30 protein-coding genes are annotated in these 25,648 nt (G+C 64.2%); 21 read left to right on the top strand and 9 right to left on the bottom strand.

From position 1 onward, the window contains the following. The first annotated feature begins 173 nt into the window (after positions 1-173). The 9 genes from KUV49_RS01190 to KUV49_RS01150 all read left to right on the top strand — a co-directional run bounded on the left by KUV49_RS01190 (position 174) and on the right by KUV49_RS01150 (position 5,988). The gene (locus KUV49_RS01190) at positions 174-1,124 is read left to right on the top strand and encodes an aspartate carbamoyltransferase catalytic subunit (protein WP_222451241.1); all 951 of its coding nucleotides are present in this window, start codon (positions 174-176) and stop codon (positions 1,122-1,124) included. Beyond that, positions 1,121-1,678, top strand: a complete 558-nt coding sequence (locus KUV49_RS01185) for a hypothetical protein (RefSeq protein WP_222451240.1) — start codon at positions 1,121-1,123, stop codon at positions 1,676-1,678. Before KUV49_RS01190 ends, KUV49_RS01185 begins: the two co-directional genes overlap by 4 nt. Then, complete coding sequence (locus tag KUV49_RS01180) at positions 1,675-2,124, top strand: hypothetical protein (RefSeq protein ID WP_410000770.1); 450 nt, start codon at positions 1,675-1,677, stop codon at positions 2,122-2,124. The genes KUV49_RS01185 and KUV49_RS01180 overlap by 4 nt, the downstream gene beginning before the upstream one ends. Beyond that, on the top strand, positions 2,121-2,651 hold the full coding sequence (locus tag KUV49_RS01175; protein WP_222451239.1) for an aspartate carbamoyltransferase catalytic subunit: 531 nt from the start codon (positions 2,121-2,123) through the stop codon (positions 2,649-2,651). Before KUV49_RS01180 ends, KUV49_RS01175 begins: the two co-directional genes overlap by 4 nt. Beyond that, positions 2,648-3,931, top strand: a complete 1,284-nt coding sequence (pyrC, locus tag KUV49_RS01170; protein WP_222451238.1) for a dihydroorotase — start codon at positions 2,648-2,650, stop codon at positions 3,929-3,931. Before KUV49_RS01175 ends, pyrC begins: the two co-directional genes overlap by 4 nt. Next, on the top strand, positions 3,924-4,529 hold the full coding sequence (gene plsY / locus KUV49_RS01165) for a glycerol-3-phosphate 1-O-acyltransferase PlsY (RefSeq protein WP_222451237.1): 606 nt from the start codon (positions 3,924-3,926) through the stop codon (positions 4,527-4,529). Before pyrC ends, plsY begins: the two co-directional genes overlap by 8 nt. A gap of 123 nt (positions 4,530-4,652) precedes the next feature. Beyond that, complete coding sequence (locus tag KUV49_RS01160) at positions 4,653-5,186, top strand: GbsR/MarR family transcriptional regulator (protein ID WP_152491157.1); 534 nt, start codon at positions 4,653-4,655, stop codon at positions 5,184-5,186. A gap of 45 nt (positions 5,187-5,231) precedes the next feature. After that, the gene (locus tag KUV49_RS01155; RefSeq protein ID WP_222451236.1) at positions 5,232-5,636 is read left to right on the top strand and encodes a hypothetical protein; all 405 of its coding nucleotides are present in this window, start codon (positions 5,232-5,234) and stop codon (positions 5,634-5,636) included. A 13-nt stretch (positions 5,637-5,649) separates the two neighbouring features. Next, a complete protein-coding gene (locus tag KUV49_RS01150) occupies positions 5,650-5,988 on the top strand; it encodes a hypothetical protein (RefSeq protein WP_222451235.1) in 339 nt (112 codons plus the stop codon). Between the two features lie 114 nt (positions 5,989-6,102). On the opposite strand, the gene KUV49_RS01145 is transcribed toward KUV49_RS01150, so the two are convergent. From KUV49_RS01145 to KUV49_RS01135, 3 genes are all read right to left on the bottom strand, one after another. Next, on the bottom strand, positions 6,103-7,473 hold the full coding sequence (locus tag KUV49_RS01145; RefSeq protein ID WP_222451234.1) for a glutamate--cysteine ligase: 1,371 nt from the start codon (positions 7,471-7,473) through the stop codon (positions 6,103-6,105). A gap of 63 nt (positions 7,474-7,536) precedes the next feature. Continuing rightward, positions 7,537-8,049, bottom strand: coding sequence for a hypothetical protein (locus tag KUV49_RS01140; RefSeq protein ID WP_222451233.1), 513 nt, complete (start codon positions 8,047-8,049; stop codon positions 7,537-7,539). Beyond that, entirely contained in the window at positions 8,046-8,768 is a 723-nt protein-coding gene (locus tag KUV49_RS01135) for a 16S rRNA (uracil(1498)-N(3))-methyltransferase (protein WP_222451232.1), read from the bottom strand. The genes KUV49_RS01140 and KUV49_RS01135 overlap by 4 nt, the downstream gene beginning before the upstream one ends. Before the next feature lie 11 nt (positions 8,769-8,779). On the opposite strand from KUV49_RS01135, the gene ubiA reads away from it, so the two are divergent. The 4 genes from ubiA (at position 8,780) to KUV49_RS01115 (ending at position 13,353) form a co-directional block, all read left to right on the top strand. Beyond that, positions 8,780-9,745, top strand: a complete 966-nt coding sequence (gene ubiA, locus KUV49_RS01130) for a 4-hydroxybenzoate octaprenyltransferase (protein ID WP_222451231.1) — start codon at positions 8,780-8,782, stop codon at positions 9,743-9,745. 63 nt (positions 9,746-9,808) lie between these two features. Continuing rightward, complete coding sequence (locus tag KUV49_RS01125; RefSeq protein ID WP_222451230.1) at positions 9,809-11,731, top strand: OmpA family protein; 1,923 nt, start codon at positions 9,809-9,811, stop codon at positions 11,729-11,731. Beyond that, a complete protein-coding gene (locus KUV49_RS01120) occupies positions 11,718-12,041 on the top strand; it encodes a hypothetical protein (protein WP_152491165.1) in 324 nt (107 codons plus the stop codon). The genes KUV49_RS01125 and KUV49_RS01120 overlap by 14 nt, the downstream gene beginning before the upstream one ends. A gap of 226 nt (positions 12,042-12,267) precedes the next feature. Continuing rightward, positions 12,268-13,353, top strand: a complete 1,086-nt coding sequence (locus KUV49_RS01115; protein ID WP_222545600.1) for a TonB family protein — start codon at positions 12,268-12,270, stop codon at positions 13,351-13,353. A 185-nt stretch (positions 13,354-13,538) separates the two neighbouring features. Here the strand turns inward: KUV49_RS01115 and KUV49_RS01110 are convergent, their stop codons facing one another. From KUV49_RS01110 to hisD, 4 genes are all read right to left on the bottom strand, one after another. Next, positions 13,539-14,102 carry a helix-hairpin-helix domain-containing protein gene (locus KUV49_RS01110; RefSeq protein ID WP_222451228.1) on the bottom strand — a complete coding sequence of 188 codons (564 nt, stop codon included), beginning with the start codon at positions 14,100-14,102 and terminating at the stop codon, positions 13,539-13,541. 132 nt (positions 14,103-14,234) lie between these two features. Beyond that, positions 14,235-14,915: an aspartate/glutamate racemase family protein gene (locus tag KUV49_RS01105; RefSeq protein WP_222451227.1), complete on the bottom strand. Its 681-nt coding sequence runs from the start codon at positions 14,913-14,915 to the stop codon at positions 14,235-14,237. 7 nt (positions 14,916-14,922) lie between these two features. After that, positions 14,923-15,927, bottom strand: coding sequence for a D-cysteine desulfhydrase (locus KUV49_RS01100; RefSeq protein WP_222451226.1), 1,005 nt, complete (start codon positions 15,925-15,927; stop codon positions 14,923-14,925). A gap of 7 nt (positions 15,928-15,934) precedes the next feature. Beyond that, positions 15,935-17,242: a histidinol dehydrogenase gene (gene hisD, locus KUV49_RS01095; protein WP_222451225.1), complete on the bottom strand. Its 1,308-nt coding sequence runs from the start codon at positions 17,240-17,242 to the stop codon at positions 15,935-15,937. Between the two features lie 306 nt (positions 17,243-17,548). On the opposite strand from hisD, the gene KUV49_RS01090 reads away from it, so the two are divergent. The 6 genes from KUV49_RS01090 to KUV49_RS01065 all read left to right on the top strand — a co-directional run bounded on the left by KUV49_RS01090 (position 17,549) and on the right by KUV49_RS01065 (position 21,749). Continuing rightward, on the top strand, positions 17,549-18,241 hold the full coding sequence (locus tag KUV49_RS01090) for an NAD-dependent deacylase (RefSeq protein ID WP_222451224.1): 693 nt from the start codon (positions 17,549-17,551) through the stop codon (positions 18,239-18,241). 270 nt (positions 18,242-18,511) lie between these two features. Beyond that, positions 18,512-18,949, top strand: a complete 438-nt coding sequence (locus KUV49_RS01085) for a DUF1330 domain-containing protein (protein ID WP_222451223.1) — start codon at positions 18,512-18,514, stop codon at positions 18,947-18,949. Beyond that, entirely contained in the window at positions 18,939-19,670 is a 732-nt protein-coding gene (gene gph, locus KUV49_RS01080; protein WP_222451222.1) for a phosphoglycolate phosphatase, read from the top strand. Before KUV49_RS01085 ends, gph begins: the two co-directional genes overlap by 11 nt. A gap of 53 nt (positions 19,671-19,723) precedes the next feature. After that, positions 19,724-19,996, top strand: coding sequence for a hypothetical protein (locus KUV49_RS01075; protein WP_222545599.1), 273 nt, complete (start codon positions 19,724-19,726; stop codon positions 19,994-19,996). Beyond that, positions 19,993-21,288, top strand: coding sequence for an acetylornithine deacetylase/succinyl-diaminopimelate desuccinylase family protein (locus KUV49_RS01070; RefSeq protein ID WP_315899536.1), 1,296 nt, complete (start codon positions 19,993-19,995; stop codon positions 21,286-21,288). The genes KUV49_RS01075 and KUV49_RS01070 overlap by 4 nt, the downstream gene beginning before the upstream one ends. A 113-nt stretch (positions 21,289-21,401) precedes the next feature. Further along, entirely contained in the window at positions 21,402-21,749 is a 348-nt protein-coding gene (locus KUV49_RS01065; RefSeq protein WP_222451220.1) for a hypothetical protein, read from the top strand. A gap of 14 nt (positions 21,750-21,763) precedes the next feature. Here KUV49_RS01065 and panC read toward each other — a convergent pair whose 3' ends face one another. Continuing rightward, on the bottom strand, positions 21,764-22,606 hold the full coding sequence (gene panC, locus KUV49_RS01060; protein ID WP_222451219.1) for a pantoate--beta-alanine ligase: 843 nt from the start codon (positions 22,604-22,606) through the stop codon (positions 21,764-21,766). Next, positions 22,603-23,430: a 3-methyl-2-oxobutanoate hydroxymethyltransferase gene (panB, locus tag KUV49_RS01055; protein ID WP_222451218.1), complete on the bottom strand. Its 828-nt coding sequence runs from the start codon at positions 23,428-23,430 to the stop codon at positions 22,603-22,605. Before panB ends, panC begins: the two co-directional genes overlap by 4 nt. 252 nt (positions 23,431-23,682) lie before the next feature. On the opposite strand from panB, the gene KUV49_RS01050 reads away from it, so the two are divergent. Next, a complete protein-coding gene (locus KUV49_RS01050) occupies positions 23,683-24,462 on the top strand; it encodes a hypothetical protein (protein WP_222451217.1) in 780 nt (259 codons plus the stop codon). Beyond that, the gene (locus tag KUV49_RS01045) at positions 24,459-25,625 is read left to right on the top strand and encodes a winged helix-turn-helix domain-containing protein (RefSeq protein ID WP_261391479.1); all 1,167 of its coding nucleotides are present in this window, start codon (positions 24,459-24,461) and stop codon (positions 25,623-25,625) included. Before KUV49_RS01050 ends, KUV49_RS01045 begins: the two co-directional genes overlap by 4 nt. Positions 25,626-25,648: the final 23 nt, after the last annotated feature.

The raw sequence follows: 25,648 nt of genomic DNA, 5'->3' as shown, positions 1-25,648 counted from the left end.
GGAAGATAGCGGCTGTGGCGGGAAGGGGGAAGGTGGGTTGCTTGTCCGGCCGGATGACCTGCCTCGCGGCGGGCGTTGCGGCGAAAGGCAGGTGTGGTGGAACCCCACCCTACGCTTGCCCCACGCGCCGGGCTTTCCTATAAGCGCGCAGGTATTGGCGACGGAGCGGTGGCATGGCTTTTCAACACGCGCATCTTCTGGGGATCGAACCCCTGGCGCCGTCGGATATCTCTACCATCCTCGATCTTTCGGACCGCTATGTCGACCTGAACCGCCGCGACCAGAAGCATGCCGATGCGCTGGCGGGGCTGACGCAGATCAACATGTTCTTCGAGAATTCCACCCGGACGCAGGCCAGTTTCGAACTGGCGGGCAAGCGGCTGGGGGCGGATGTGATGAACATGGCGATGCAAGCCAGTTCGATCAAGAAAGGTGAGACGCTGATCGACACGGCGATGACGCTGAACGCGATGCATCCCGATTTGCTGGTCGTGCGGCATCCGCAGTCGGGGGCGGTGGACCTGCTGGCGCAGAAGGTGAACTGCGCGGTGCTGAACGCGGGCGACGGGCGGCACGAGCATCCCACCCAGGCGCTGTTGGATGCATTGACGATCCGGCGCGCCAAGGGCCGGTTGCATCGGTTGAGCATCGCGATCTGCGGGGATATCGCGCACTCGCGCGTGGCACGCTCGAACATCATCCTGCTGGGCAAGATGGAGAACCGCGTGCGGCTGGTGGGGCCGTCGACGCTGATGCCTGCGGGTATTGGCGACTTCGGAGTCGAGGTTTTCGAGGACATGCGCGAGGGTCTGAGAGACGTGGACGTGGTTATGATGCTGCGCCTTCAGCGAGAGCGAATGGATGGCGGTTTCATACCCAGCGAGCGGGAGTATTATCACCGCTACGGTCTGGATGCCGAGAAACTCGGGCATGCGAAGGCGGATGCAATCGTGATGCACCCGGGCCCCATGAACCGGGGGGTGGAGATCGACGGCGAGATCGCGGACGACATCAATCGCAGCGTGATCCAGGAGCAGGTCGAGATGGGCGTGGCCGTGCGCATGGCGGCGATGGACCTGCTGGCGCGGAACCTGAGGGCGAAACCCAAGGAGGTGATGGCATGAGCGAGCGCATCGAGATTCGCGAAAGCGAGAGTGGCGTGGTGCGCGTCTTCGACGTGGACCTGAGCCGGGAACAAGCCGAGACGTTCATCCGGCGCAATGGAAGCTGGCCGTTGCAGGAGGCGCTGGGGGCCGAGACCCTGGATCCGCATTATGTCGACATGATGCAGATCGAGGACCTGGAAGGGTATGGCCTGAGCCAGTACCTCGAGCAGGGGATGGGTGTTTCCGCGGATGATCTCGAGGATGCGCATGTGCTGATCGAAGGCCTGAAGGGCTCGGTTCTGGTCATCGGATCGGGCGCGTTCGGCGGCCAGGCGCAGGTGCTGACGCCGCGCGCGCCGCTGCGGCTGGTGGCGACATTCAACGAGGACAAGGCGCCGGTGCAGTTCGATCCGCTCCCGAGCGCGGGAGCGCACGTGGCGCCCGCCACGGAGGAGCCTGACGCGCCGGAACCGAAGAAGAAGTCGGACGCGGCCATGTCGGGCCGGGTGGCGATGATCGCGCTCATCGTCCTGTTCGCGCTGACGGCCGCCGTGGTGTGGGTGGCCTCTTGAGCGATGCCGTGTCCGTCATGGTGCCGCAGGCGGAACTGGAGCCCGGAGAGCGGGTTGTCGGTAGCTTTCACGCCGGCCGAGCAGCCTATTGGCGCGATCATGCATGGATGGCGGCGGGCGCCATGGCACTGGGCATGGTGGTTCTGTGGGCCATCGGCAACCCGCATGTCTGGACAGGTGCCGTGGGCGGGTTGGCCGCGATTGCTGTGCGGGCCGGATACCTGGCCTCGGACGAGGTGAACGCCCGCTGGGACTTGACCGACCGGCGTCTGCTGGGGCCGCTCGGAAAACAGGCCTGGCTGCGGGAGATCGCGCAGCTTCGCGTTCTCGGATCGGCGGTGCAGATCGTGACGACGGAGGGCGACAAGCACCTGATCAAGTACCTGGCCGACCGAGACGCCGTGAAGGCCCGGATCAATGCGGCGGTTGCGGGAGCAAAGGCATGACGGCGGACGTCGATGAATGGGACGGTATTCTGAACCCCGGTGAGAAAGTCCTGTGGCAGGGGCGGCCCGATCCGGGTGTCACCATCGGACCGGCCAGTATCGTCACGTTGATTTTCGGCCTGTTCTTCGCGGGGTTCGCGCTGTTGTGGATGATCCTGGCTGCGACTGCGGGCGGGGCGTTCTGGATGTTCGGTCTGATCCATTTCTCGGTCGGCCTGGGCATTGCGTTCGGCGGCATCTTCTGGGAGCCGTGGAAGCGGCGGCATACCTGGTACACGCTGACCGATAGCAGGGCCTTCATCGCGCGGGACCTGCCATTCCAGGGACGGACCTTGAAGAGCTATCCGATCACCGGCCAGACCCGGCTGGAACTGCGGGACGGCACACCCGGATCGGTCATGTTCGATCACGAGATGCGCCGGCGCAAGAATGGTCACTACCGCGTCGATATCGGTTTCGAGCGGATCGCGGAGGCCGGGCAGGTGATGCGACTGATGCGGCAGGTGCAGGAAAGGGAGAGTGCATGACGACGGTGGTGTTCGAGAACGCCCGGCTGGTCGACCCGGAGGCGGGCGAGGTCACCGAAGGCTGGCTGCTTGTCGACAAGGGCCGGGTCGAGGCCCGCGGCAGCGGTAACGCGCCCGAAGCCGGCCAAAGGGTGGATTGCAGGGGCAAGCACCTGGCGCCGGGCATCGTGGATCTTGGCGTCAAGGTGTGCGAGCCCGGAGAACGCCACAAGGAAAGTTATCGCAGCGCCGGGGCCGCCGCCGCCGCGGGGGGCGTGACAACGATGATCACCCGGCCCGACACGCTGCCCGCGATCGACAGCCCCGAGACGCTGGAATTCGTCGCCCGCCGCGCCAACGAGGCGGCGCCCGTGAACGTGTTGCCGATGGCGGCTCTGACCAAGGGTCGCGAAGGACGCGAAATGACCGAGATCGGGTTCCTGATGGATGCCGGGGCCGTGGCCTTTACCGATTGCGATCACGTGGTGGCCGACAACAAGGTGCTGAGCCGGGCGCTGACCTATGCCAGCAGCCTGGGGGCGCTGGTCGTGGGGCATGTGCAGGATCCGGTGCTGAGCGCGGGCGCGGCGGCGACATCCGGCAAGTTCGCGTCGTTGCGCGGTCTGCCGGGCGTTGGCACGATGGCCGAACGCATGGGGTTGGAGCGGGACATGGCGCTGGTCGAGGCGACGGGCGCAAGATACCATGTGGATCAGGTGACCACTGCCGTAAGCCTGCCGGTGCTGGAGCGGGCACGTGCGGCGGGGCTGGACGTGACGGCAGGGACGTCGATCCACCACCTGACGCTGAATGAACTGGACGTCGCCGACTATCGCACCTTCTTCAAGGTCAAGCCGCCGCTGCGGTCCGAGGACGACCGCCGTGCCATGGTCGAGGCGGTCCGCGACGGCACCGTCGGCATCATCAGTTCCATGCACACCCCGCAGGACGAGGAATCCAAGCGCCTGCCTTTCGAGGAAGCCGCCAGCGGAGCCGTGGCGCTGGAAACCCTGCTGACGGCGGCGCTGCGGCTTTACCATGCCGGAGAGTTGGACCTGCCGACGCTGTTCCGGGCGCTGGCTCTGAATCCTGCGAAACGCCTTGGTCTCGACGCCGGGCGGCTGGCCGAGGGGGCGCCCGCCGACCTCGTTCTCTTCGATCCGGACCTGCCCTATGTGCTGGACCGCTGGACGTTGCGGTCGAAATCGAAAAATACGCCGTTTGACGGGCAGCGCTTGCAAGGTAAGGTTCTTGCAACCTATGTTGCCGGACACGCGGTTTTCGAGAACGTAAATGCCTGATATCCAATCCAGTCTAGCGGTTCTCGCCCTGTGGGCGGCGGTGGGCTACCTGCTGGGGTCCATCCCGTTCGGAATGATCGTGGCCCGTGTCTTGGGGCTTGGCAATCTGCGCAACATCGGCTCGGGCAATATCGGTGCCACGAACGTCTTGCGTACGGGGAACAAGCTGGGCGCGTTGATCACCTTGTTGCTGGACGGGGGCAAGGGGGCCGCGGCTGTCCTGCTGGCGAGGGCCCTGGCGGGCGAAGACGCGGCGCAACTTGCTGGGCTCGCGGCGTTCACCGGGCATTGTTATCCGATCTGGCTGTCGTTCCGGGGCGGCAAGGGGGTGGCGACATTCCTTGGCATCTTCCTGGGGCTGGCCTGGCCCGTGGGGATCGCATGTTGCCTGACCTGGCTGGTCGCGGCAGTGGGGATGCGCATTTCGAGCATGGCGGCGATCTACATGGCGGCGCTGTCGACGGTCTGGATGGTTTTTCTGGGATACCGCGAGTTGTTCGTGCTTGGCATTATTTTGACCCTTTTCATCTTTCTGCGCCACGCGGCGAACATTCGCCGCCTGCGAGACGGCACGGAGCCGAAGATCGGCCAGAAGTGACGTCGGGGCACCCGCAGGCTTGCCACGAGTTCTCGAACCTGAGGACATTTGCCGCGAGAATTGATTTGACTTTGCACTCCCTTCTGGTATTTCTGCCATTACAGAAATTACAGGATTCATGAGATGCAGCTTTCACCCGCCACACAGAACTTCATTCTGCATTGGGGTGAAATGGGCGCCAAGTGGGGCGTCAATCGCTCGGTCGCGCAGATTCATGCGTTGCTGCACGTGATGCCGGACCCGATGACTGCCGAAGACATCAGCGAAACATTGAACCTTGCACGGTCGAATGTCTCGAACGGTCTGAAAGAGTTGCAGGCCTGGAAACTGGTAAAGGTCAGCCGCCAGTTGGGGGACCGGCGCGATCACTTCACGTCCGTGCGTGACATGTTCGACCTGGTGAACGTGGTGATCGAGGGGCGGCGGGAACGTGAGTACGCGCCGACGCTTGCCGCTTTGAAGGCGGTGGCGGAGGAGGCCGAAACCGACGGGACGCCCAAGAAGGTGCGCGGACGCATCCGCGAGACGCTGGAGACGATGCAGTTGTTCGACGACTGGTACCGAGACGTGGCGCGCCTGCCGCGGGCCGTGCAGCTGAGCGCGGTGAAACTGGGGGCGCGGGTGGCGAAGTTCCTGCCGAAAGGCAAATCCGGGTAAAAAATTTGACTGGAGATTTCACTAATGACAGAAATAACTGCATACATGAAAACTCAAGAAACCTACGTGATCGATCCGGTGGCGTTCTTTTTCGCGCTCGTGGCCGCACCGCTGGCCGTCGCCGCCGGAGGTTTCTGGGCCTTGGGCATCCCGATCTTCGCGGTTGTGTTCGGCGGGCCCATTTACCTGGCAATCGGGGTGCCGGTGCTGCTGTGGTATCTCGGGCGCAGGCCGCCCGAACCGTGGCGCATCGCCGGGCTGGCCTTTGTCAGCTACGGCGTGCCGGCGGCTGTCTTCATGCTGTATCAATTGGTGACCGGCGGCGAGCGCGCGGTTCAGGAGTTCTCTCTTTTCGCTGGATTCGGACTGATCTTTGCCCCGCTCTGGGGCGGCGTGTTCGGCATGTTCTACCGCAATTTTCGGCGCGACATCTATGCGCGCCCCATCTGAAGGAGACGAGACAATGTTGACCTACTTGCTGAGCTTTATCGGGCTGTCGCTGTTGGCGCTGATCGCCCTGACACGGATGATCGTGCTGATCGGTTCGATGCAGCGGGAGTGCCCCGAGACCGGAACGGCGGCGCGGTTGGTCGCCGTGACCGTGGCGACGGGGTTTTGCGCCATCGGCGCGGGGGGCGTGTTTCTCATCGCGGCGGCGTTCCCACTGCTGGCTCAGGTCCCGATGATGGCGTTCTTCGTCGGGTTGGGGCTGGCGGTGCTGTGCCTGGGCTTGGGGTTCTCGCACGCGGTAAATACGTTGCGGCTGATGCTTTACAGGTCGAACGTGCTTGCCGAGAACTGAGACCGGAGTTGAAAAAGCAAAAGGCCGCCCATGTCGGGGCGGCCTTTTCTGTTTGTGCAGGAGTCCCCGGGTCAAGCCCGGGGCAGGCTCCCGGGTCAAGCCCGGGTCCGCCCATCAGTAGCTGAATTCTTCGTAAATCCGGGTCAGGTCGCCGTTCCAGGTGCCGTGATAACGGTCCAGCAGTTCGTCGGCGGGCACACGGCCGGACTCGACGCTTTCCTGAAGCGCGTTGAGGAAGTGGGTCTCGTCCGGGACCATGCCGCCGGCGCCGGGGCGGGCGCGGGCCTTGAGGCCGGCCTCGGCGATCGACAGAACCTCGCGTGCGAGGTCGTGCATGGAGATGTCGCCCACCTTCGCATCGAGCGCCTGTTCGCTGGCCGCCACGCGCAGCGCGTCGCGCGTCTCGGCGTCCCAGCCTTTGGCCACGTCCCAAGCGGCATCGAGTGCCGACTGGTCATACATCAGTCCCACCCAGAAGGCGGGCAGGGCGCAGAGCCGCCGCCACGGCCCACCATCGGCGCCGCGCATTTCCATGAATTTCTTGATCCGCGCCTCGGGGAAGATCGTGGTCAGGTGATCGGCCCAGTCCGAAAGCGTCGGCGTTTCACCCGGCAGGGCGGGCAGTTCGCCCTTGAGGAAATCGCGGAAGGATTGACCCAATGCGTCAATGTAGCGGCCGTCGCGATAGACGAAATACATCGGCACATCGAGCGCGTACTGGGCATAGCGCTCGAACCCGAAGCCGTCCTCGAACACGAAGGGCAGCATGCCGGTACGGTCGGCGTCGAGGTCGCGCCAGACGCGGGCGCGCCAGGACTTGTGGCCATTGGGTTGCCCGTCGAGGAAAGGTGAATTCGCGAACAGCGCGGTGGCGACGGGTTGCAGCGCCAGGGCCACGCGCAGTTTTTGCACCATGTCGGCTTCGGACGCGAAATCGAGGTTGACCTGCACGGTGCAGGTGCGGCGCATCATGGTCTGGCCCATCGTGCCGACCTTCTGCATGTAGGCATCCATGAGCTTGTAGCGGCCCTTGGGCATCATCGGCATGTCTTCGTGCCGCCAGATCGGCGCGGCGCCAAGCCCGATGAAGCCGACGCCGACCTTGTCTGCCACGTCCTTGACCTCGGCCAGGTGGACGTTCACCTCGTCGCAGGTGTGGTGGATGGTCTCGACCGGGGCGCCCGACAGTTCGAGCTGTCCACCTGGTTCAAGCGACACGTTGGCGCCGTCTTTTTCCAGGCCGATCAGGTTGTCGCCTTCCATGACCGGCGCCCAGCCATGCTTGTCGCGCAGGCCTTCGAGAACGGCGCGCACGCTGCGGTCGCCGTCATAGGGAATGGGTTTGAGCGTGTCCTTGCAATAGCCGAACTTCTCGTGCTCGGTTCCGATGCGCCAGGTGTCGCGCGGTTTGCAGCCGCTTTCGAGATACTCTGCCAGTTGGGCCTCGGACTCGATCGGGCCGCCGCCGGATTGGGGGATGGACATGAAGACTTTTCCTGCGTTGCGCGCGAACTTGGGGGAGAGGCTTGGCCCGAATGGGCAGGGGTGTCAATGCAGCCGATTGGTGTATGTGGACCAGACGGTGACTGTTTCGCGATCTTGTGACGAGAGTGCTGCGAGCATTTTTTGCACGCGCAGGCCGGGCAGGGTGGTGAAGGCGTCAAAGAGCGTGTCGGCGCCCTGGGCGGTCGTCGGGATCATGAGGGCGGGCTGGCCGGGCTGGTGCAGGCCCCAATGGGCAGGCTTGGCGGCGTGATCGAGCGTGAGGCGGGACATCTCGGCAAGGTCGGCCGTGCCGCCGGTGAGGGGGCCGAAATAGGTGACGCGGCCCTCGTCGACCTGCACGATGCCGGGTCCGCCGGAGGCGCGGCGAAAGCGGGCGCGTTGCAGGCCGATGAAGCCCAGAGCGGCGCCGAGCGGCAGCAGGGCGTATCCGACCCAGGACAGGATGCCGATGAAGCCGAGCGACCACCACGCGCCAAGGGCGATGATGCCCGCGCCGATCAGCACCTCGCGCCAGCGGGTCAGGCTGGCGGTGGCATCGGGACGGATGAAGCTCATGCCCAGTCTCCGAAGCGTTGTTGCCAGACGGTCATGGCGGCGACGGCGGCGGTGTCGGCGCGCAGGATGCGCGGGCCCAGGGACGTGGCATGGGCAAAGGGCAAACCGTGAAGGCGTGCGCGTTCGGCGTCGGAGAAGCCGCCTTCGGGGCCAATCAGAATGGCCCAGGGCGCGGCGTGTCCGTCCGTGCGGATGGCTTCGCCCACGAGCGTCTCGTCACAGAACATCAGGTTCCGGGTTTCCGGCCATTCGGCAAGCAGGCGGTCGAGTTTCTGAAGGTCCGTGACTTCGGGGACATAGGTGCCGCCACATTGCTCGGCGGCCTCGACGGCGTGAGCCTGAAGGCGGTCCTGCCGAATGCGTTCGGCATTGGTGAAGTCGGTCTGGACGGGAATGATCCGGGCCGCACCCATCTCGGCGGCTTTCTCGACGATGAAATCGGTGCGGGCCTTCTTGATGGGCGCGAAGATCAGCCAGAGGTCGGGCGGGTCCTGCTGCGGGCGGGTCTGTGCCTCGATTGTCAGCAGGCCGCCGCGCTTGCCCGCCTCGGTGACGGTGGCACGCCATTCGCCCTGTCGACCGTTGAAGAGCAGGACGGCATTGCCCGCGCCCTGACGCATCACGCCGAAGAGGTAATGCGCCTGATCGCGGTTCAGAGGAACCGTTTGCCCTTGTCCCAGCGGGTGCTCTACATAAAGCCTGATCTTTGCAGTCGACATGGGGCCAACATATGACCGGACTGAACCAGACGCCAGATGCGACCGGAGCGGTCGCCGATGCGGTCAAGGGCAACTGGGTAGATCGGTCGGCCCCGGCCTGGAGCCGGCCCTATCTGCGGCTGAGTCGGGCAGACCGGCCGATCGGGACGTGGCTGCTGCTGCTGCCGTGCTGGTGGGGTCTGCTGCTGTCGATGCTGCATGACGGGCGTGCCACCTGGCACGACCTGTGGATCTTTGCCGGCTGCGGCATCGGGGCGCTGCTGATGCGGGGCGCGGGGTGTACGTGGAACGATATCACCGACCGGCATATCGACGGGTCGGTATCGCGCACCGCGTCGCGGCCCATCCCGTCGGGTCAGGTGAGCGTGAAACAGGCATTGGCATGGCTGGTGGCGCAGGCGCTTGTGGCGTTCTGCATCCTTCTGACCTTCAACAGTGCGGCGATCATCCTCGGGATCATCTCGCTGGCGCCGGTCTGCATCTATCCTTTCGCCAAGCGGTTCACCTGGTGGCCGCAGATCTTCCTGGGGCTTGCATTCAACTGGGGCGCGCTGCTGGCGTGGACCGCGCATAGCGGGCGTCTGGAATGGCCAGCGGTGGTGCTGTACCTGGCGGGGATCGCCTGGACGCTGTTCTATGACACGGTCTATGCCCAGCAGGACGCGGAAGACGATGCGCTGATCGGGGTGAAATCCACCGCCAGGCTGTTTGCCGAGCGCACGCCGGTCTGGTTGCAGCGGTTCCTGATCGGCGCGGTCAGCCTGATGGCCATCGCGGTGATCGGTGCGGCGGTGGGCGGTTCGGCCCTCGCGGTGCTGGTGGCGTTGATCGGGCCTTGGGCGTTCGGATGGCACCTGTTCTGGCAGCTGAGACAGTTCGACATGCAGGACGATCCGACGCTGTTGCGGCTGTTTCGGTCGAACCGGGATGCGGGTCTGCTGCCCCTGCCGTTTTTCGCCGCAGCCCTGTTCGTCTGATTGCACTCGGGGCCGGTGGGGCATAAATAGGCCGGGTGGTAAACAACGGCGAGACTTGGGTTCATGCGCCTCTCCTCCATCTTCGCCATTCTTGGTACCTTCTTTCTGGCCTTCGTCCTGTGCCTTTTCGCGGCGCGATTCTCGGTGCAAGTGATCGAAGAAGGCTCGCGCAACGCGGTGCGCGACACGCTGGACGAGCGCGGGATGACATGGACGGAAGTGGATGCCGACGGGTTGCAGGTGTTCCTGGCCGGCACGGCACCGTCCGAGGCCACGCGTTTTCGCGCGCTGTCGATCGCGGGAAGCGTCGTGGAATCGGCTCGGATCATCGACCAGATGCTGGTGGCCGACAGCGCCGATATCGCGCCGCCGCGATTCTCGGTCGAGATCCTGAGCAATGACAGCGGACTGTCATTGATCGGACTGATCCCGGCCGAGACCGACCGCGAGCAGCTGATCGAGGACGTGGCCAGGAATGCGCCCGGCAAGGAGGTCACCGACCTTTTGGAGACGGCCGATTATCCGCATCCCGAGACGTGGGATGACGCGATCGGATACGCGGTCGACATCCTCAAGCAGATGCCGCGCACCAAGATCTCGGTCGAGGCCCGCAGGGTGAGCGTGGTGACCATGGCCGACAGCCACGAAGACAAGCGCAACCTCGAGACACAGTTGGCGCGCAAAGTTCCCGACGGGGTGCGCCTGTCGCTGGATATCTCGGCGCCGCGGCCCGTGGTAACGCCCTTCACGCTGCGCTACCTGCTGGAAGATGGCGAAGGCAGTTTCGATGCCTGCGCTGCCGATACGGAGGCCGCCCGCGACCGCATCCTGGCTGCCGCGGGCAAAGCGGGCTTGCGGCAAAAGGCCCAGTGCACATTGGCGCTGGGAGTGCCGTCGCCACAATGGGGTCGCGCGGCCGAGTTGGCCATTGGCGCTCTTGGCGAGTTGGGTGGCGGCAGCGTGACATTCTCGGACGCCGACATTGCATTGGTGGCGGCCGAGGGCACCGATGAAAAGCTCTATGACAGCGTGATCGGCCGGCTGGAGACAAGCCTGCCGGAAGTGTTTGCCCTGAAGGCCGTCTTGCCCAAGCCCAAGGAAGCCGCCGAACAGGCCCCGCCCGAGTTCGTGGCGACCTTATCACCCGAAGGGCTCGTTCAGATCCGTGGCCGGCTCGAGAGCGCGCAGGCGCGGGAAATGGTCGACAGCTTTGCCAAGGCAAAGTTCAGCTCGGACGTGGTCAGCACAACCGCGCGGGTGGCTGAAAACCTGCCGACGGACTGGACGGTGCGCGTGCTGACCGGACTGGAGGCATTGGCGTATCTGTCGAACGGGGCCGTGACCGTCGGGCCGGATAGCATCGCGGTAACTGGCCTGACCGGGCAGCAAGACGCCAGCGCGGAGATCTCGGCGATGTTCGCCGCCAAGCTGGGAGAAGCCGCGGATTTCGACATAGACGTGAATTACCGCGAGGAACTGGACCCGGTGGCGAGCAAACCCACCCCGGAGGAGTGCGAAGCGCAGATCGCCGAGGTGCAGGCCGACAGCAAGATCACCTTCGAGCCGGGCGAGACGGATGTGGATTCCAACGGTGCGCAGATCATGGACCGGATCGCCGATATCCTGAAGGCCTGTGGTGAAATCCGCATGGAAATCCAGGGCCACACCGACAGCCAGGGACGCGAGGTGATGAACCAGCAACTGAGCCAGGCGCGGGCACAGTCGGTTCTCAACGAGTTGCGGTCGCGCCGTGTGCTGACATCGGCCATACGGGCCAAGGGATACGGCGAAAGTGATCCGATCGCCAGCAACGACAGCGAAGAGGGCCGCGAGGCCAATCGCCGGATCGAATTCCGGGTCATCCGGCCGGAACCGATCGAAGAACAGCAAACAACGCTTGAAGCGCTGGAAGAAGAAGCGCTAAACGAGACCGATGCGGCGGGGGGCGACGCCGAGCAGGAAACCGGGACGGATGAACAGAACTGAATTTATCATAGCCACGGCGATCGTTTTGTTCGTGGCGTTCTGCATGGGATGGTTCGCCAATTGGTTGGTGCATCGGTTCATTCGGGTGTCAGGGTCCGACGTGGGCGAGTTGGAGCGCATGGCGCAGGAGCTGCACGAAGCCGAGGAAACCCGCGACCAGGCGATCACCTACCTTCAGCAGCGCGAAGCGGAACTGACCAACCAGCTGAGCCAGACCGAGGCGGAACTGTCGGCCACGATGGACGGGCTGCGCGAGGCCCGGCACGAGGCCGAGGAATTGCGCAACGAACTGGAAAAGAGCCGCGCCTGACCACGCGGCGCCCCGGGCCGACAGTCGATCACGATAGCGTAGGCCGTGGTTTCGTGCCGGAGCGGCTTGGCGTAATCTGCCGGCGCAGTGGGGCATGGCCCCGTCTCCGAGGATCCGTGAGCTGTGTTCATGCCTGATAAACGCCTTGCTTTCAAAACGTGCCTGAATGGCCAAGCCGACGGTCAAATCGGCCTGTGCCATCCGCGGGGCCCGGCTCGATAGTGGCATGATCAAACGATCCATCCCCGTGGCCGTAGTGGCCATCCTCGTATCGCTGTTCCTGCATGCCGTCGGCGTTGGTTGGCAGGACATTGTTGACGCCTCCGAAGACACGACATCTGCACCGCAGGAGCAGCCGGCGCCCGACACGGGACGCGCCTTCGAGGACCTCGCCGAACCGTTGCCGGAGCCACCAGAGCCGGAGCCGACCGAGGCGGTCGAGCCGCCCGATGTGACCGAGCCGGACACGATGCAGACATCCAATGCGATGGTGGCCTCCGACAGCCCCGAGGAAGTGACGGCCCCGGACGGCCCCGAGGGCGAAACCGGAAGCTCGGACGAAGGCGCCGGAGAGGAGTCCGAAGACGTTGCCGAGAACAACGGCGAGGATCAGAGCACATCCGACATCGCGATGATCGCGCCCGATGCGCCGGACGCCGAGCCGCAAGCGCCCGAGGGCGTCGAGCAGGGCACGCCCGAACTTGCCGAGGACGCTGCCGAAGCGGAGGAGACGCCGCAACCCGAGGAGGTCACACCGGAGACCGACGAGGCGGCGCTTGCGCCGACGCCGGAGGCACCTGAGAACGTGATCGCGGCGGAGGAGCCGAACCTGGAAGCCTCGGCGGTCACCAGGTCTCTGCGGCCACCCAGCACCCGGCCCACCGCCGAGCAACTGGGTGTGCCGGAACAGCGCCAGGCACAGGCGCGGCGGACCCCGACCTACGAGTCGCCTCTGACCGCCTACAAGCGGGATGGTACCGACCTGACGGCGCTTGGCCGTGTTGGCAGCGCTTCGCCGGGCGATTTCGGAGGATCGGGCGGCCAGGGCAATGCCGGTACGACCAATTACGCCGGGCGTGTCCTGATGCAACTCAATCGCAGGCCGCGGATAGACAATCAGGCGACAGGCTCCGCGCGTGTCTATTTTCAGATCAATCCGAACGGGTCGCTGGCCTGGGTGCGCATTCTCAACAGTTCCGGATCGGCGGGCATAGACAGCGCTGCAGAAGCCCAGGTACGCAGTGCGGCTCCCTTTCCTCCGCCTCCAAGCGGGCAGCCAGAGAAGCTGGTATTCTTCTATCGCAATCGGTAATGGCGATGAACGGGCGCAGGAAAAGGGAACGATCTGAATAGCGGCCGAGATATTTCGAACTGGCCGCTTGCAACGGTGCTTGGTAGTCAATCAGCCAAATCGTACATCCGGCGGTCCGTTCGAGCCATCCCAAGCCGCATCGGTCGACCAGCCTTTGAGCAGCGTGTTTCGTTCGCGCCGCAAGATCAGGCCTTGGATTTGGCGGCCTTTTTCTTGATCTTCTTGGCTTTCCTGTCTGCCTTTGCCTTGATCTCCTTGGCTTGAAGCTTCAGCTTCTTGGCTGCCTTCTTTGCCTTCGCTTTGGCTTTGCCAGATTTCCTCTCGGCTTTATCGGCCGCCTTCCTTGCCGCTTTTTCGGTTTCGTCGGCCTTCTTTTCCGCCTTGGCTTTTATCTTTTTCGCGGCTTTCTTGGCCTTCTTTTCCGCCTTCGAAGGAGCGTCTTTTTTCGCGTCGTCCTTCCCCTTGCTTTCCGCGGACTTGGTGCGCTTCTTCTTGCCGGAGGTGGTCTTGGCAGCAGGGCGTGCCACCGCCATTTCGCGATCGTTTTGCGAGGCGGGGTCGGGTGTGGGGGCCGTGATCTGTTTTGCACGTGCGATCAGAACCGGGGCCGTGGCGGCGCCGACACCGCGCACGATCACGATGTCCGAAGGGTGAGCTTTCGCCAGGGCTTCGGCATCCGGTATGCCGGCGGCGATCATTTGTGAGGCAAGGCCCGGGCCAATGCCCGTGACGCGCGTGAGGTCTGTCATTCTGGATAGTTCCGTGAGTGGTTTGTTGTGCGAAACGATTATTGATTTGGGATACAATGTATATACAGACTGAACTTGTCAACCGACCAATTTCTTAGTGCTGGTGCGCCGTGGTGCCGTGGTGGTGGAGAGTCACTTTGTCGAGAAATCGACGATCGCCTTCACCAGGCAGTCCAGGCTGTCGGTACAAGGGATGGCGGCCGGGAGGCTGTCGCTCATCAGGGAAAGTTCGGTGCAGGCGATGAGCAGGTGATCGGCGCCTTTTTCAGCCATGTCTGCAGCGATGCGTCCCAAGCGGGGGGCGAGCGTGTTCAGATCGCTCCTGGCTTTGACCGCGCGAATGATGCCGAGAAGCTCGTCTTCGTTATCCGCCCAGAGCGGTTTCAGGTCATGCGCGTCGAATTTCGTGTCGAATACGCCCACCTTGCGCGTCGCGGGGGAGGCCAGCATGCCAACGGTTCCCGCGCCGGTGTCGGCAAGATGTCGAGCCGTCAGCTCTATCATGTCCAGGAACGGCAGGCTGGTGGCATTGGCAACGGCCACCGCGTAGTGGTGAGCGGTATTGCATGGCATGGCCAGCGCCTGGGCGCCGGCGCGTTCGAGATCCTGCGCCATGGACATCAGAACTGGCATCGGGTCCTGCCCGTCGCCGTCGATCAGCGCCTTGATCCGGGACGGCACCTGCGGGTTCTGATGTACGATCAGGGGAACATGGTCGGCGTCGTCCTGCGCGGGGATCGCGGAAAGGACCTTTTGCATGAGCAGGATGGTGGCTTCCGGCCCCATCCCGCCCAGGATTCCGACCGGCTTCATCAGGCGCCTATTTCGGAACGTCGAAGCAATGGCTGTAGCCTGTCAGGCCGATCGCTCCGCCGGTGTGAAGGAAGACGATGCGCTCGCCTTTCTTGAAGTGCCCCTTGCGGCAGAGGTCGATGAGACCTGCTGCGCCCTTGGCCGAATAGACCGGGTCAAGCAGGATCGCCTCGGTCCGGGCGAAAAGGTCGATGGCCTCCAGCGTGTCTTCGGCGGGGATGCCATAGCCGGGACCGACGTAATCGGTGTTTGCGACCACGTCCTCGCGGGCGACGACGCCGGGGCAGCCTAGTTTCTCGGCCGTCTTGACGGCGAGGTTGTAGACGTTTTCTTCCTGCTTGGGTTTCGGCGCACGAACGCCAATGCCCAAAAGCGGGATTTGCGCGTTCATCGCCTTGAGGCCCGTGATCAGACCCGCCTGCGTGCCCGCCGATCCTGTTGCGTGAACGATGTGGTGGACGTTCAGGCCCATAGTGACGAACTGGTGCAGCATCTCGAAGGCGCAGTTGACGTATCCAAGCGCGCCGGTGGCGTTGGAGCCACCACCGGGGATGGTGTAGACCTTCTTGCCCTCTTCGCGGAACTTGTCGGCCACCGCTTCCATTTCGGCGTTCATGTCGAGATCGGGGCCGCGATGTTCCATCGTTGCGCCGTGCAGGTGATCCAGGAGGACGTTGCCGTTATACTTGTAGTTGTCGTAATTGTAGCCGGTCCGGTCCTCTAGAAGGATGTGGCAGGCGAGCCCCAGCTTGGCCGCTGCGGCCGCGGTCTGGCGGGCGTGGTTCGACTGGGTCGCGCCCTGCGTCATCACCATTTCAGCGCCCTGTTCCTGTGCTTCGGCCATCAGGAATTCCAGCTTGCGGGTCTTGTTTCCGCCGGTGGAGAGCCCCGTGCAATCGTCCCGCTTGATCCAGATCTCGGGGCCGCCCAGAGCCTCGCTGAGACGCGGCATGTGTTCAAGCGGCGTGGCAAGGTGGGCGAGGCGTACGCGGGGAAACTTTGCAAGGTTCATCTGGGTCTTATCCTTTGGTATTCGCGGTGAGTTTGGCAGGTCCGGTGCATTTGTCCAGACGGATATCGGCGGCCAGGGCGTGGCCCTCCATGCGTTCGGCGCGACTGATGGCGGCGGTGGCGCGCGCCAGGTCGGCAACAGCCTCGTCCGAGACGGCCTGCCAGGTCACGGTCTTGAGAAACTTGTGCACCGAAAGGCCGCCGGTGTAGCGGGCGGCCCCCGACGTCGGCAGCACGTGGTTGGGTCCCGACGCCTTGTCGCCAAAGCTGACGGTGGTGTTCTCCCCAAGGAAAAGCGAACCGTAGGCCGTGAGACGGGAGCGCCACCAGTCGAGGTGTTCGGCCATGACCTGCAGGTGCTCGGGCGCCTTGGCGTCGGCATACTGCGCCATGTCTTCCGGCGTGTCACACAGCACGACTTCGGCCAGATCGGCCCAGGCGTGTGTCGCGGCGCTGCGGTTGGGCTCCGGCAGTTCAGCGATCAGGTCGGGCACGCGGGCAAGCACGGTGTCGGCAATCGCGCGGTCCGTGGTCGCCAGCCAGACGGGACTGTTATGGCCGTGCTCGGCCTGGCTGACGAGGTCGACGGCAACGACCTCCGGATCGGCGGTGTGATCGGTCAGCACGAGGCTGTCGGTGGGGCCCGCGAACATGTCGATGCCGATGGGGCCGAACAGCTGACGCTTGGCCTCGGCGACGAAGGCATTTCCGGGACCCACAAGAATATCCGCCGCCGGTGCGCCGAACATGCCGAAGGCCATCGCGGCGACGCCCTGCACCCCGCCGATGCACAGGATGCGCGTCGCACCCGCGAGATGCATCGCGAAGAGCATTGCGTCGGGAATGCCCGCCGTACCGTTGGGCGGAGAGCAGGCAGTGATGTCGGGTACGCCGGCCTCGCGCGCCGTGGCGATGGACATGAGCGCGGAGGCGATATGCGTGTAGCGCCCGCCCGGCACGTAGCAGCCGGCCGCCTGCACCGGGATCTGGCGTTGACCCGCGATCAGGCCGGGGCGCAGCTCGATCTCCATGTCCTGGGCCGTGGCGCGTTGGGCCGCGGCAAAACGAGAGATGTTGTCGTGCGCCCAGCGAATATGCTCCTTCAAATCCTGCGGAACGCGGGCAATTGCGGCTTCGATGCTGTCCGAGGACACCGCGATATCGCCGGTCCAGCCATCCAGTTGCCGCGCGTATTCCAGCGCGGTTTGCGCGCCGCCGGCCTTAAGGCGGGCCAGCATTATTTGAACGGTATCGGTGACGTCGGCCATCGTCTGGGGCGGTTGGCCGGGGGCGGTCTTGAGGTAGGTAAGCGGCATGGCAAATCTCCTGTCCGTTTCGGATTGCGCCCTCGGGCCGTGTCAGACAAGGGACATGATCGGAAACCGCCGCTGTTTTTCCAGCTGCCAAAGGGTGTTTTCAGGAAATACGAAACTTCCAGCGGTCAAGATTTGAACGCATAAAGCAGTGCTCGGCGCAGAAAATTCGTACGAGTTTTCTCGGAGGGCCGAAGCCGCGCGGCCGCTCAAAACTGGTCGCTGGATTCCAAAATCGGAGGGTTTCAAAGCTATCGCTAGCAGGTAAATTGAGCCAGGAATGAGAGTGTATTGGGAGGCGACGCCCTGATGTCCAAAATCGTGATCCTGACGGGCGCGGGCATTTCGGCCGAAAGCGGGCTTGGCACGTTTCGCGATCAGGACGGGCTGTGGGCGCAGCACCGGATAGAGGATGTGGCGACGCCGGAGGGATTTGCACGCAATCCGGGCCTGGTGCAGGAATTCTACAACGCCCGGCGTGCGCAGGCCGCTGCCGCGCGTCCCAACGCGGCGCATGAGGCGCTGGCGCGGCTCGAGTCGGACCATGCGGGCGAGGTATTGATCATAACGCAGAACGTGGATGGCCTGCACGAGGCCGCCGGCAGCCGCAACGTGGTGCACATGCATGGGCAGCTCGACCGCGCCCTGTGCCATGCCTGCGGCCACCGCTGGCCGGCGCCAAAGGTCATGCAGCCCGAAGATACTTGCCCCGAATGCGGGCAAATGGCGACCCGACCGGACGTGGTGTGGTTCGGTGAGATACCCTACGGGATGGAGCGGATCGACCCGGCGCTGGCCGATGCCGATATCTTTGCGGCAGTCGGGACCTCGGGCAATGTGTATCCGGCGGCGGCCTATGGCCAACATGCGCGCCGGATGGGCGCGCATACGGTGGAACTGAACCTTGAGGTATCCACTGCATCGCGCGATTTCGCGGAGCATCGTCGGGGACCGGCCAGCGAGGTCGTGCCGCTTTGGGTCGAGGAGATGCTGATGGCGTGAGTGGTTCTGCCCTGGCACGGGGTATTCTACGCGATACCACAGGTTGATTTGGCTGTTCAGACCTAGCCGGAGGGGAACGCGGATGCCTTGGAACTACACAACCGAAAAGAGGTTCGGCTGAGGGCCGCAACCCGGATCACCCGGGGGCCGCGGATGATTGAACACCTTCTTTGATAAACGAGTGTTGGATGTTCGGTTGCAGACGACGAGCCCGCAACGCTTTCCTTTCCGGTTCTCGCCCGGCAGAGTGACGGCAGGAGAGGGAGCCGAATGTCGCACTACATTGATCCGACGAAAGATAGCTTTGCCGCGTTTCGGGCCATGGCTCGCGAAGGCCCGGTCCAAATGCTCAACCTGATCCGTCTGCGCGAGGAGGCGGAGTATGGCGACGGTACCGTCGCGACCGGGGCGGAGGCATATGCCGCCTACGGACGGGAAAGTGCGCCGGTTTTCCGCGACCTGGGCGGCCGGATCGTATGGGCAGGACAGCCCGAGATGATACTGATCGGACCACAGGACGAAGGCTGGGACATCGCGTTCATCGCCGAATATCCAGATGTCGACGCTTTCGTCGGTATGCTGCGTGATCCCGTCTATCGCCGTGCGGTGCGGCACCGGCAGGCCGCGGTGGCGGATTCCCGTCTTGTTCGATTGCGCCCCGGCACGCCCGGAGGCGCGTTTGGTGAGATGGTTCTGAATGAGGATTGAGGCAGGATCGACATCCGGACGCCGGTCGCGTGCGGTCATCTTCGATCTGGACGGTACCTTGATCGACAGCGCGCCGGATATCCACGCCGCCGCCAACCGGGTGCTGGCGGGTCACGGCATTGCACCTTTCACCCTGGCCGAGGCACGGGGTTTTGTCGGTCACGGCGCGGCAGTATTCATCAGGCGGTGCCTTGCCGCACGGGGTTTGGACGACGATAACGCGTTGCAGGCGCAGGTCCTCCAGCAGTTTCTTGACGTCTACGAAGGTGCGGTCCACCTGACGCAGCCGTATCCCGGCGTGAATGCGTGTCTCGACGCCCTGGCTGGCGCCGGTGTCGCGCTTGGCATTTGCACCAACAAACCCGAGGGGCCGACGGCTTCGGTGCTGGCGCATCTGGACCTGGCGCGGTACTTCAACGTGATCGTCGGCGGTGATACCTTGTCGGTGCGCAAGCCCGATCCGGCGCCCCTGCTGCGGGCCGTCAGTCAAACCGGCGCAGAGGAGGTCATCTTCGTCGGCGACAGCGAAGTCGATGCGGAAACGTCCCGGACGGCCGGCGTGCCTTTCGCGCTTTTCACCGAGGGTTATCGCAAAACCCCGGTTGACGACCTGCCCCAGTCAGGCCGGTTCAGCCAGTTCGAGGCATTGCCCGCGCTGGTCGATAGGGTTCTGGGCGACCGCGATGCGCCGCCTGTTGTCAGGTCCGGGGCGGATTGCTAGGCTTTCGAGATGCAGATCTTGCTTGGCCGTTCGACCAGATGCCTCAGACCAGTGTGACGCTCGCCGATGTCGGTGATCAGCCGGATATGGCCGGAATGTACCGGGTGGTGCCGTGCCGGTGCGACCCCGAGCTTTCGGATTGTCCAGCCAGGATCAAGGTCCTCCCGACCTTGGTGAATTGGTTTCAGGGCGGTGAGTTCCGGCTCGGCAGGATCGGGCACCAGTCGTACCGGGCCATCGCTTGCCGCCTGACGCAGGCTGGCATTTTGCTGGGCAATCCAGGAGGTATCGCACCCGGACATGACGTCAGCAGGGCGTGGGCGTGACCGAGGGTGTGACGGCAAAGCTCCTGGCCGAAGTGGTCGCGCGGCGCGATGACCTGGTCGGCCTGACGCAAGACCTGATCCGCATTCCCACGCTTAACCCGCCGGGCGCGAAGTACCGCGAAATCTGCGACCTTCTGGACCGACGGCTTCTGAAGTCCGGGTTTCAGACCGAACTGGTACGGGCCGAGGGCGCGGTTGGCGACAGCGATCGGTATCCGCGCTGGAACCTCGTGGCGCGACGCGACGGCAGCGCGCCCGGTCAGTGCGTGCATTTCAACAGCCATATCGATGTCGTCGAAGTGGGCCATGGCTGGACGATGGACCCGTTCGGTGGCGAGGTGAAGGAGGGGCGCGTTTACGGGCGCGGCGCCTGCGACATGAAAGGCGGGCTCGCGGCCAGCATTGTCGCAGCGGAAGCATTCATCTCAATCTGCCCCGACTACGCGGGCGCGATCGAGATAAGTGGCACCGCGGACGAGGAGTCGGGCGGCTTCGGCGGCGTCGCATACCTCGCGGAGCGGGGCTATTTCAGCCCCTCCCGGGTTCAGCATGTCATCATTCCCGAGCCGTTGAACAAGGACCGGATCTGTCTTGGCCACCGGGGCGTCTGGTGGGCCGAGATCGAGACGATGGGCGAAATTGCGCATGGCTCGATGCCGTTTCTGGGCGATTGTGCCGTCCGTCACATGGGCGCCGTGCTGGCGGAGATGGAAGCGAGCCTGTTCCCGGCACTGGCGGAGAAACGCACGGACATGCCCGTTGTGCCCGAAGGCGCCAAGCAGTCGACGCTCAACATAAACTCGATCCACGGCGGCGAACGCGAGCAGGAGGCCGACTATACCGGGTTGCCGTCGCCCTGCGTGCCCGATCGCTGCCGCATGGTGATCGACCGGCGCTTCCTGATCGAGGAGGATATCGGCGAAGTCGAACGGGAAGTACGCGACGTGCTTGAGCGCGTGCGCGCGGGACGGGCCGGCTTCGATTACACGATCAAGGGTATCCACAGTGTCGAGCCCACTATGACCGCGCGCGATGCGCCGGTGGTGGGCGCCGTCGCACACGCGGTGCAGACGGTCTTCAGGCGCGAGGCCGAGTATGTGGTCAGCCCCGGCACCTACGACCAGAAGCATATCGACCGGATCGGGCGGCTGAGCAACTGCATCGCCTATGGGCCCGGGATACTCGACCTCGCGCACAAGCCGGACGAATACGTCGATATCGAGGATATGGTGCAAAGCGCGCAAGTCATGGCATTGGCTTTGCACAGCCTGCTGTCTGGCGACGGCACATGATCACCGCGCCGACCTGGGGCGCGTGACCTGGGCCAAGGTGGCCTGCACGTGTCGGCTTGAACTGGCCGGGCATCGCCGCATCTTGATCGGATATCGAAATCAGGAGGACGATTGTGAGACATTTCGTATGTGCCGCCGTGGCGGCGTTCGCGGCGACGCCGCTTTGGGCGGGTGAACTGGCGTCTGGCGACGAGATCACGTCAACGATTTCCGGCAACACCGTGCAGGGCAGCATGGCAGACGGCTCTGCCTATACAGAGTTCTACGACACGGACGGCAGGATCAAGGGCGCCGATTACACCGGCGCGTGGCGCGTTGAGAACGATCAGATGTGCTTTGACTACGGCGAAGAGGAAAACTGCTGGGGTGTCGCGATTGATGGAGAGTCCGTCACCTGGATGAACGGTGAGACCGCCGACGGAACGGGCACCGTCGTGTCGGGCAACCCGAACGAATTCTGACGCCACTGTCAGCTTCAGACGGCGATATTGTCGATCAGCCGAACCCCCGCGAGATGGGCGGCGGCGAACAGGCGAGCAGGCTGCGCGGTGTCGGAGACACTGCGCAGATCGCTTTGGGACCGCAGGTCAAGGTAATCGACCTTGGTGAATCCCGCCGTGAGCAGGCGGTCCACGGCACGCTCCCGTAGGGGGGCGAGGGCTTCGCCATGGGCGAGGCCTTTGGCGATCTCCTCCATTTCCTCGTGCAGTCGCGGCGCGATCGTGCGCGCGCGATCGGACAAAAGCAGATTCCGTGAACTGAGCGCCAACCCGTCGATGTCGCGGATCGTGGGGCAGCCGTGCACGGTGACGCCGAGGTCCAGATCGGCGGCAAGTCGGCGCACGACGAGCAACTGCTGAAAATCCTTTTCACCGAAATAGGCATCGGTCGCCCGCGTCTGCGTGAAGAGTTTCGTCACCACCGTGGCCACACCGTCGAAATGGCCGGGCCTGTGTGCCCCGTCCATCACATCGGTCAGGCCGGACACCGACACGTTCGTGGCGAAAGCGCCGGGGTACATCTGGTCGCCATCCGGCACCCACAATGCGTCGACCTCGAAACGCGCGAGCTTTCGCGCGTCGTCATCCTCGGTTCGGGGGTAGTTGGCCAGGTCTTCGGGGTTGTTGAACTGTTTTGGATTGACGAAAATCGTCACGATCACATGGTCGCAGTCGCGCTTTGCGGCCGCCACAAGCGACAGGTGACCGTCGTGAAGCGCGCCCATGGTCGGCACGACGCCGATGCGCGCGCCGGCCCGCAGCCAGGGGGCGGTCATCGCCCGCAGGTCAGGCAGGCTTCGCAGGATAGGCGCGGTCACGTGTTCGGTGCCTTGTCTGAATAGACGTGCTCCTCGCCGGGAAAGGCGCGGGCGCGGACCTCTTCGGCGTAGGTGGCGATGGCCCGTTCCGCCTCTTCGCCCAGATGCGCGTAGCGCTTGACGAATTTGGGCTTGAACGCGGTGAAGAGCCCCAGCATGTCGTAATGCACGAGGATCTGCCCGTCGCACCCGGCCGAGGCACCGATCCCGATCGTGGGTATGCCTATCTCGCGGGTGATTTCATCCGAAAGCGGGGCGGGCAGTTTCTCGAGAACGACCGAAAAAGCGCCCGCCTCGGCGATCGCACGCGCGTCTCTCAGAACCTTGCCGGCGCCTTCGTTGCGGCCTTGCACCCGATAGCCGCCCAGCGTGTTTATGGATTGCGGAGTAAGGCCGATATGGGCCATGACCGGCACGCCACGCGCCACCAGAAAGGCAATCGTGTCGGCGATGTGAGCGCCGCCTTCGAGCTTGACCGCCGCACAGCCGGTCTCGGCCATGAGCCGCGATGCGTTTCGAAAGGCCTGCGCCGGGCTTTCCTCGTACGACCCGAACGGCATGTCGACGACCAGCATGGCGGTCTTGAGACCCCGTGCCACGGCCTGACCGTGCAGGATCATCATCTCCATCGTGACGCCCAGCGTGTTCGGAAGGCCATGCAGCACCATGCCCACGCTGTCGCCGACCAGCACGAAATCGCAATGTGCATCCATCAGTTCGGCCATGGGCGTGGTATAGGCGGTCAGCGACACGATCGGCGTGCCACCTTTCATAGCGCGGATGTCGTCGGGAAGTGGCGCTGATTTACGGCTTGTGGCGCTCATGGGACGCTCCGGAAATGTGCTCGGTGCGAAAGTGCCTAGCAGGTATGTGAAGCTGAATCCAGCGCGTAAGGCCCGAAGGAAACACGCTGAATTCCCGGCGGTTCTCGTTGCGAGAAACAGGTGCCGCAAGGCGTTTCGGAGCGGGCAGGTCGGGAAGGGGCTTTCAAACCGTTCGAGAATCCTTAGGTTGACCTTGCGCAGATGCGGAGCGCGCCCCGCGTTTGCTCTGCCGCCACGGATAGGAGACGTCTTTTGCGTTTTGTTGCAGTTCTCGCCTGGCTGATCCTGGCAGGCACCGGGGTTGCCCTTGCCCAGGACCGCGACACCCGGGCGGAACGTCAGGAAGTCATCCGACTGTTGGGGCAATTGCCCGACATCGCGCCCATCCGCGAGGACCTTCGCCTGTTGGGATTTCGCGGCGACAACCTGGATCTGGCAGTGGCGCAGGCCGAATTGCTGTATCGCGACCCGGTCATCGCCGGCTACGTCGCCGATCAGGTCATTGCCGCGTTCGAGGATCCGACAGCCGTGCGCGTTTCGGACGGCCTGATGTGGCCTCTGATCGAACGCGGGCTCGGCCACCTGCCGACCCGGGACCTGAAGTTCTATTATACCGTCGAACGCAAGATCATGGAGACACTTACAATCCGGCAGTGCGGTATGGCGGTAAGCAACCGCATGCGCCCGGCGCGGTTTGCCGAACTGACATCGCGCGTGGCCGCCCGTCTGAATACGGACGCGTTGGAAAAATACTACCGCATCCAGGCACAGGCGGCCCGCATTGGTGCGCGGCGCCAGCCGGTGCGCTTGAGCGAGGTCGCAGCACGTCGGGTCGAAGAGCGACTTCAGGCCAGCATGACGCGCAGCATCATGGCGACCGACCGCGCGGGTGACCTGATGCAGGCGATGATCAACCTCGACCAGGCCAGCACGACCGAGGCCTGCGCCATCGGACGGCTTTTCATGAACACGGTCCTGCAGCTGGAAGGCCGCGCCCTGAGCGATACGCTGGTCTACATGAGCCGCCCTTGAGCGCGCCGCTGCGCATCGGGAATCGGGCTGCACGCCGGCTGTGGCTTCATGCCAACGGCCTGGCCGACAATCCCTCCGGCGCCGTCGATGTGATGAAGACGATTCGGCAGTTGGGATTCGTGCAACTCGACACGATCCGGAATGTCACGCGGGCGCATCATCACATCTTGTGGAGCCGAAACCGAAACTACCGCGAGCGCAGCTTGTGGCCGCTTCTGAGGGGGCGGCAGCTTTTCGAGCATTTCACGCACGATGCCTCGTTGATCCCGATGGACGTGCTTCCCTACTGGCAGCGGCAGTTCCGGCGCCTGGGGGCGAAGGTGTCGCGCGCTGACTGGTATCGCTCCGGGTTGGCCCAAGACGATATCCGGCACATCCGCGAGCGCATCGCCCAGGAAGGAGCGCTTTCGACCCATGCGTTCGACACAAAGGCGGAAAGCCGCGAGATGTGGGCGCGACCGCCTCATAAAAAGGCGCTCGATCAGATGTGGTACGCGGGAGAGCTGGCAACCAGTCACCGTGAGAACTTCGTGAAATTCTACGATCTTGGCGAGCGTGTTTTCCCCGAAGACCTGCGCCGGTGCCCGGGCGAGGAGATGGCCGCCGACTGGCTGTGCGATGCCGCGCTTGATCGGCTGGGCATGGCCACCGTGGGTGAGGTGCAGCGGTTCTGGGACGCGATGGATGCGCGCGAGGCCAAGGCATGGTCGGAGCGTCGCGACCTCGTGCCGCTGGAGGTCGAAGGCGCGGACGGAACCTGGCGGGCGGCCTGGGGCGTGGCGGATATCGAGACGCGTCTGGCAGCGGCGGAGGGGGTGTCGTCGCACCTGCGGCTGCTCAACCCGTTCGACCCGGCGATCCGCGACCGGGTGCGGCTGGAGCGTTTGTTCGGCTTTGTCTATCGCAACGAGATGTTCGTGCCCAAGGATCAGCGCGTCTGGGGCTACTACGTCTATCCCCTGCTGGAGGGGGACCGCTTTGTCGGACGGCTGGAGCTGAAGGCCGACCGCGCCGCGGGCTGGATGCGGGTAACCGGGTTCTGGCCGGAGCCGGGAGTGAAATGGACCGCGCAACGAATGGCGAAACTGGACCGCGAGCTGACCCGCTTCGGCCGCCTTGCCGGGATCGCGGACATAGGCTGGAGCGTGCCGCGTCCGGCGTGATCCGTCAGGCAGGGTTGAACCAA

Origin of the sequence: Roseovarius atlanticus (genome assembly GCF_019802205.1) — a bacterium.
GTDB classification, from domain to species: Bacteria; Pseudomonadota; Alphaproteobacteria; order Rhodobacterales; family Rhodobacteraceae; genus Roseovarius; species Roseovarius atlanticus_A.
This window is presented reverse-complemented; position numbering and strand designations above follow the sequence as displayed.

What these genes read in the sequence shown, in the direction of transcription:
- KUV49_RS01140 (WP_222451233.1), bottom strand. Translation starts at nt 8,049, where the DNA reads ATGAGCTTCATCCGTCCCGATGCCACCGCCAGCCTGACCCGCTGGCGC.
- panB (WP_222451218.1), bottom strand. Translation starts at nt 23,430, where the DNA reads ATGAGCGCCACAAGCCGTAAATCAGCGCCACTTCCCGACGACATCCGC.
- pyrC (WP_222451238.1), top strand. Translation starts at nt 2,648, where the DNA reads ATGACGACGGTGGTGTTCGAGAACGCCCGGCTGGTCGACCCGGAGGCG.
- KUV49_RS01135 (WP_222451232.1), bottom strand. Translation starts at nt 8,768, where the DNA reads ATGTCGACTGCAAAGATCAGGCTTTATGTAGAGCACCCGCTGGGACAA.
- KUV49_RS01190 (WP_222451241.1), top strand. Translation starts at nt 174, where the DNA reads ATGGCTTTTCAACACGCGCATCTTCTGGGGATCGAACCCCTGGCGCCG.
- KUV49_RS01155 (WP_222451236.1), top strand. Translation starts at nt 5,232, where the DNA reads ATGAAAACTCAAGAAACCTACGTGATCGATCCGGTGGCGTTCTTTTTC.
- plsY (WP_222451237.1), top strand. Translation starts at nt 3,924, where the DNA reads ATGCCTGATATCCAATCCAGTCTAGCGGTTCTCGCCCTGTGGGCGGCG.
- KUV49_RS01090 (WP_222451224.1), top strand. Translation starts at nt 17,549, where the DNA reads ATGTCCAAAATCGTGATCCTGACGGGCGCGGGCATTTCGGCCGAAAGC.
- hisD (WP_222451225.1), bottom strand. Translation starts at nt 17,242, where the DNA reads ATGCCGCTTACCTACCTCAAGACCGCCCCCGGCCAACCGCCCCAGACG.
- KUV49_RS01115 (WP_222545600.1), top strand. Translation starts at nt 12,268, where the DNA reads ATGATCAAACGATCCATCCCCGTGGCCGTAGTGGCCATCCTCGTATCG.
- KUV49_RS01100 (WP_222451226.1), bottom strand. Translation starts at nt 15,927, where the DNA reads ATGAACCTTGCAAAGTTTCCCCGCGTACGCCTCGCCCACCTTGCCACG.
- KUV49_RS01160 (WP_152491157.1), top strand. Translation starts at nt 4,653, where the DNA reads ATGCAGCTTTCACCCGCCACACAGAACTTCATTCTGCATTGGGGTGAA.
- KUV49_RS01120 (WP_152491165.1), top strand. Translation starts at nt 11,718, where the DNA reads ATGAACAGAACTGAATTTATCATAGCCACGGCGATCGTTTTGTTCGTG.
- KUV49_RS01105 (WP_222451227.1), bottom strand. Translation starts at nt 14,915, where the DNA reads ATGAAGCCGGTCGGAATCCTGGGCGGGATGGGGCCGGAAGCCACCATC.
- KUV49_RS01110 (WP_222451228.1), bottom strand. Translation starts at nt 14,102, where the DNA reads ATGACAGACCTCACGCGCGTCACGGGCATTGGCCCGGGCCTTGCCTCA.
- KUV49_RS01175 (WP_222451239.1), top strand. Translation starts at nt 2,121, where the DNA reads ATGACGGCGGACGTCGATGAATGGGACGGTATTCTGAACCCCGGTGAG.
- KUV49_RS01085 (WP_222451223.1), top strand. Translation starts at nt 18,512, where the DNA reads ATGTCGCACTACATTGATCCGACGAAAGATAGCTTTGCCGCGTTTCGG.
- KUV49_RS01125 (WP_222451230.1), top strand. Translation starts at nt 9,809, where the DNA reads ATGCGCCTCTCCTCCATCTTCGCCATTCTTGGTACCTTCTTTCTGGCC.
- KUV49_RS01145 (WP_222451234.1), bottom strand. Translation starts at nt 7,473, where the DNA reads ATGTCCATCCCCCAATCCGGCGGCGGCCCGATCGAGTCCGAGGCCCAA.
- ubiA (WP_222451231.1), top strand. Translation starts at nt 8,780, where the DNA reads ATGACCGGACTGAACCAGACGCCAGATGCGACCGGAGCGGTCGCCGAT.
- gph (WP_222451222.1), top strand. Translation starts at nt 18,939, where the DNA reads ATGAGGATTGAGGCAGGATCGACATCCGGACGCCGGTCGCGTGCGGTC.
- KUV49_RS01185 (WP_222451240.1), top strand. Translation starts at nt 1,121, where the DNA reads ATGAGCGAGCGCATCGAGATTCGCGAAAGCGAGAGTGGCGTGGTGCGC.
- KUV49_RS01150 (WP_222451235.1), top strand. Translation starts at nt 5,650, where the DNA reads ATGTTGACCTACTTGCTGAGCTTTATCGGGCTGTCGCTGTTGGCGCTG.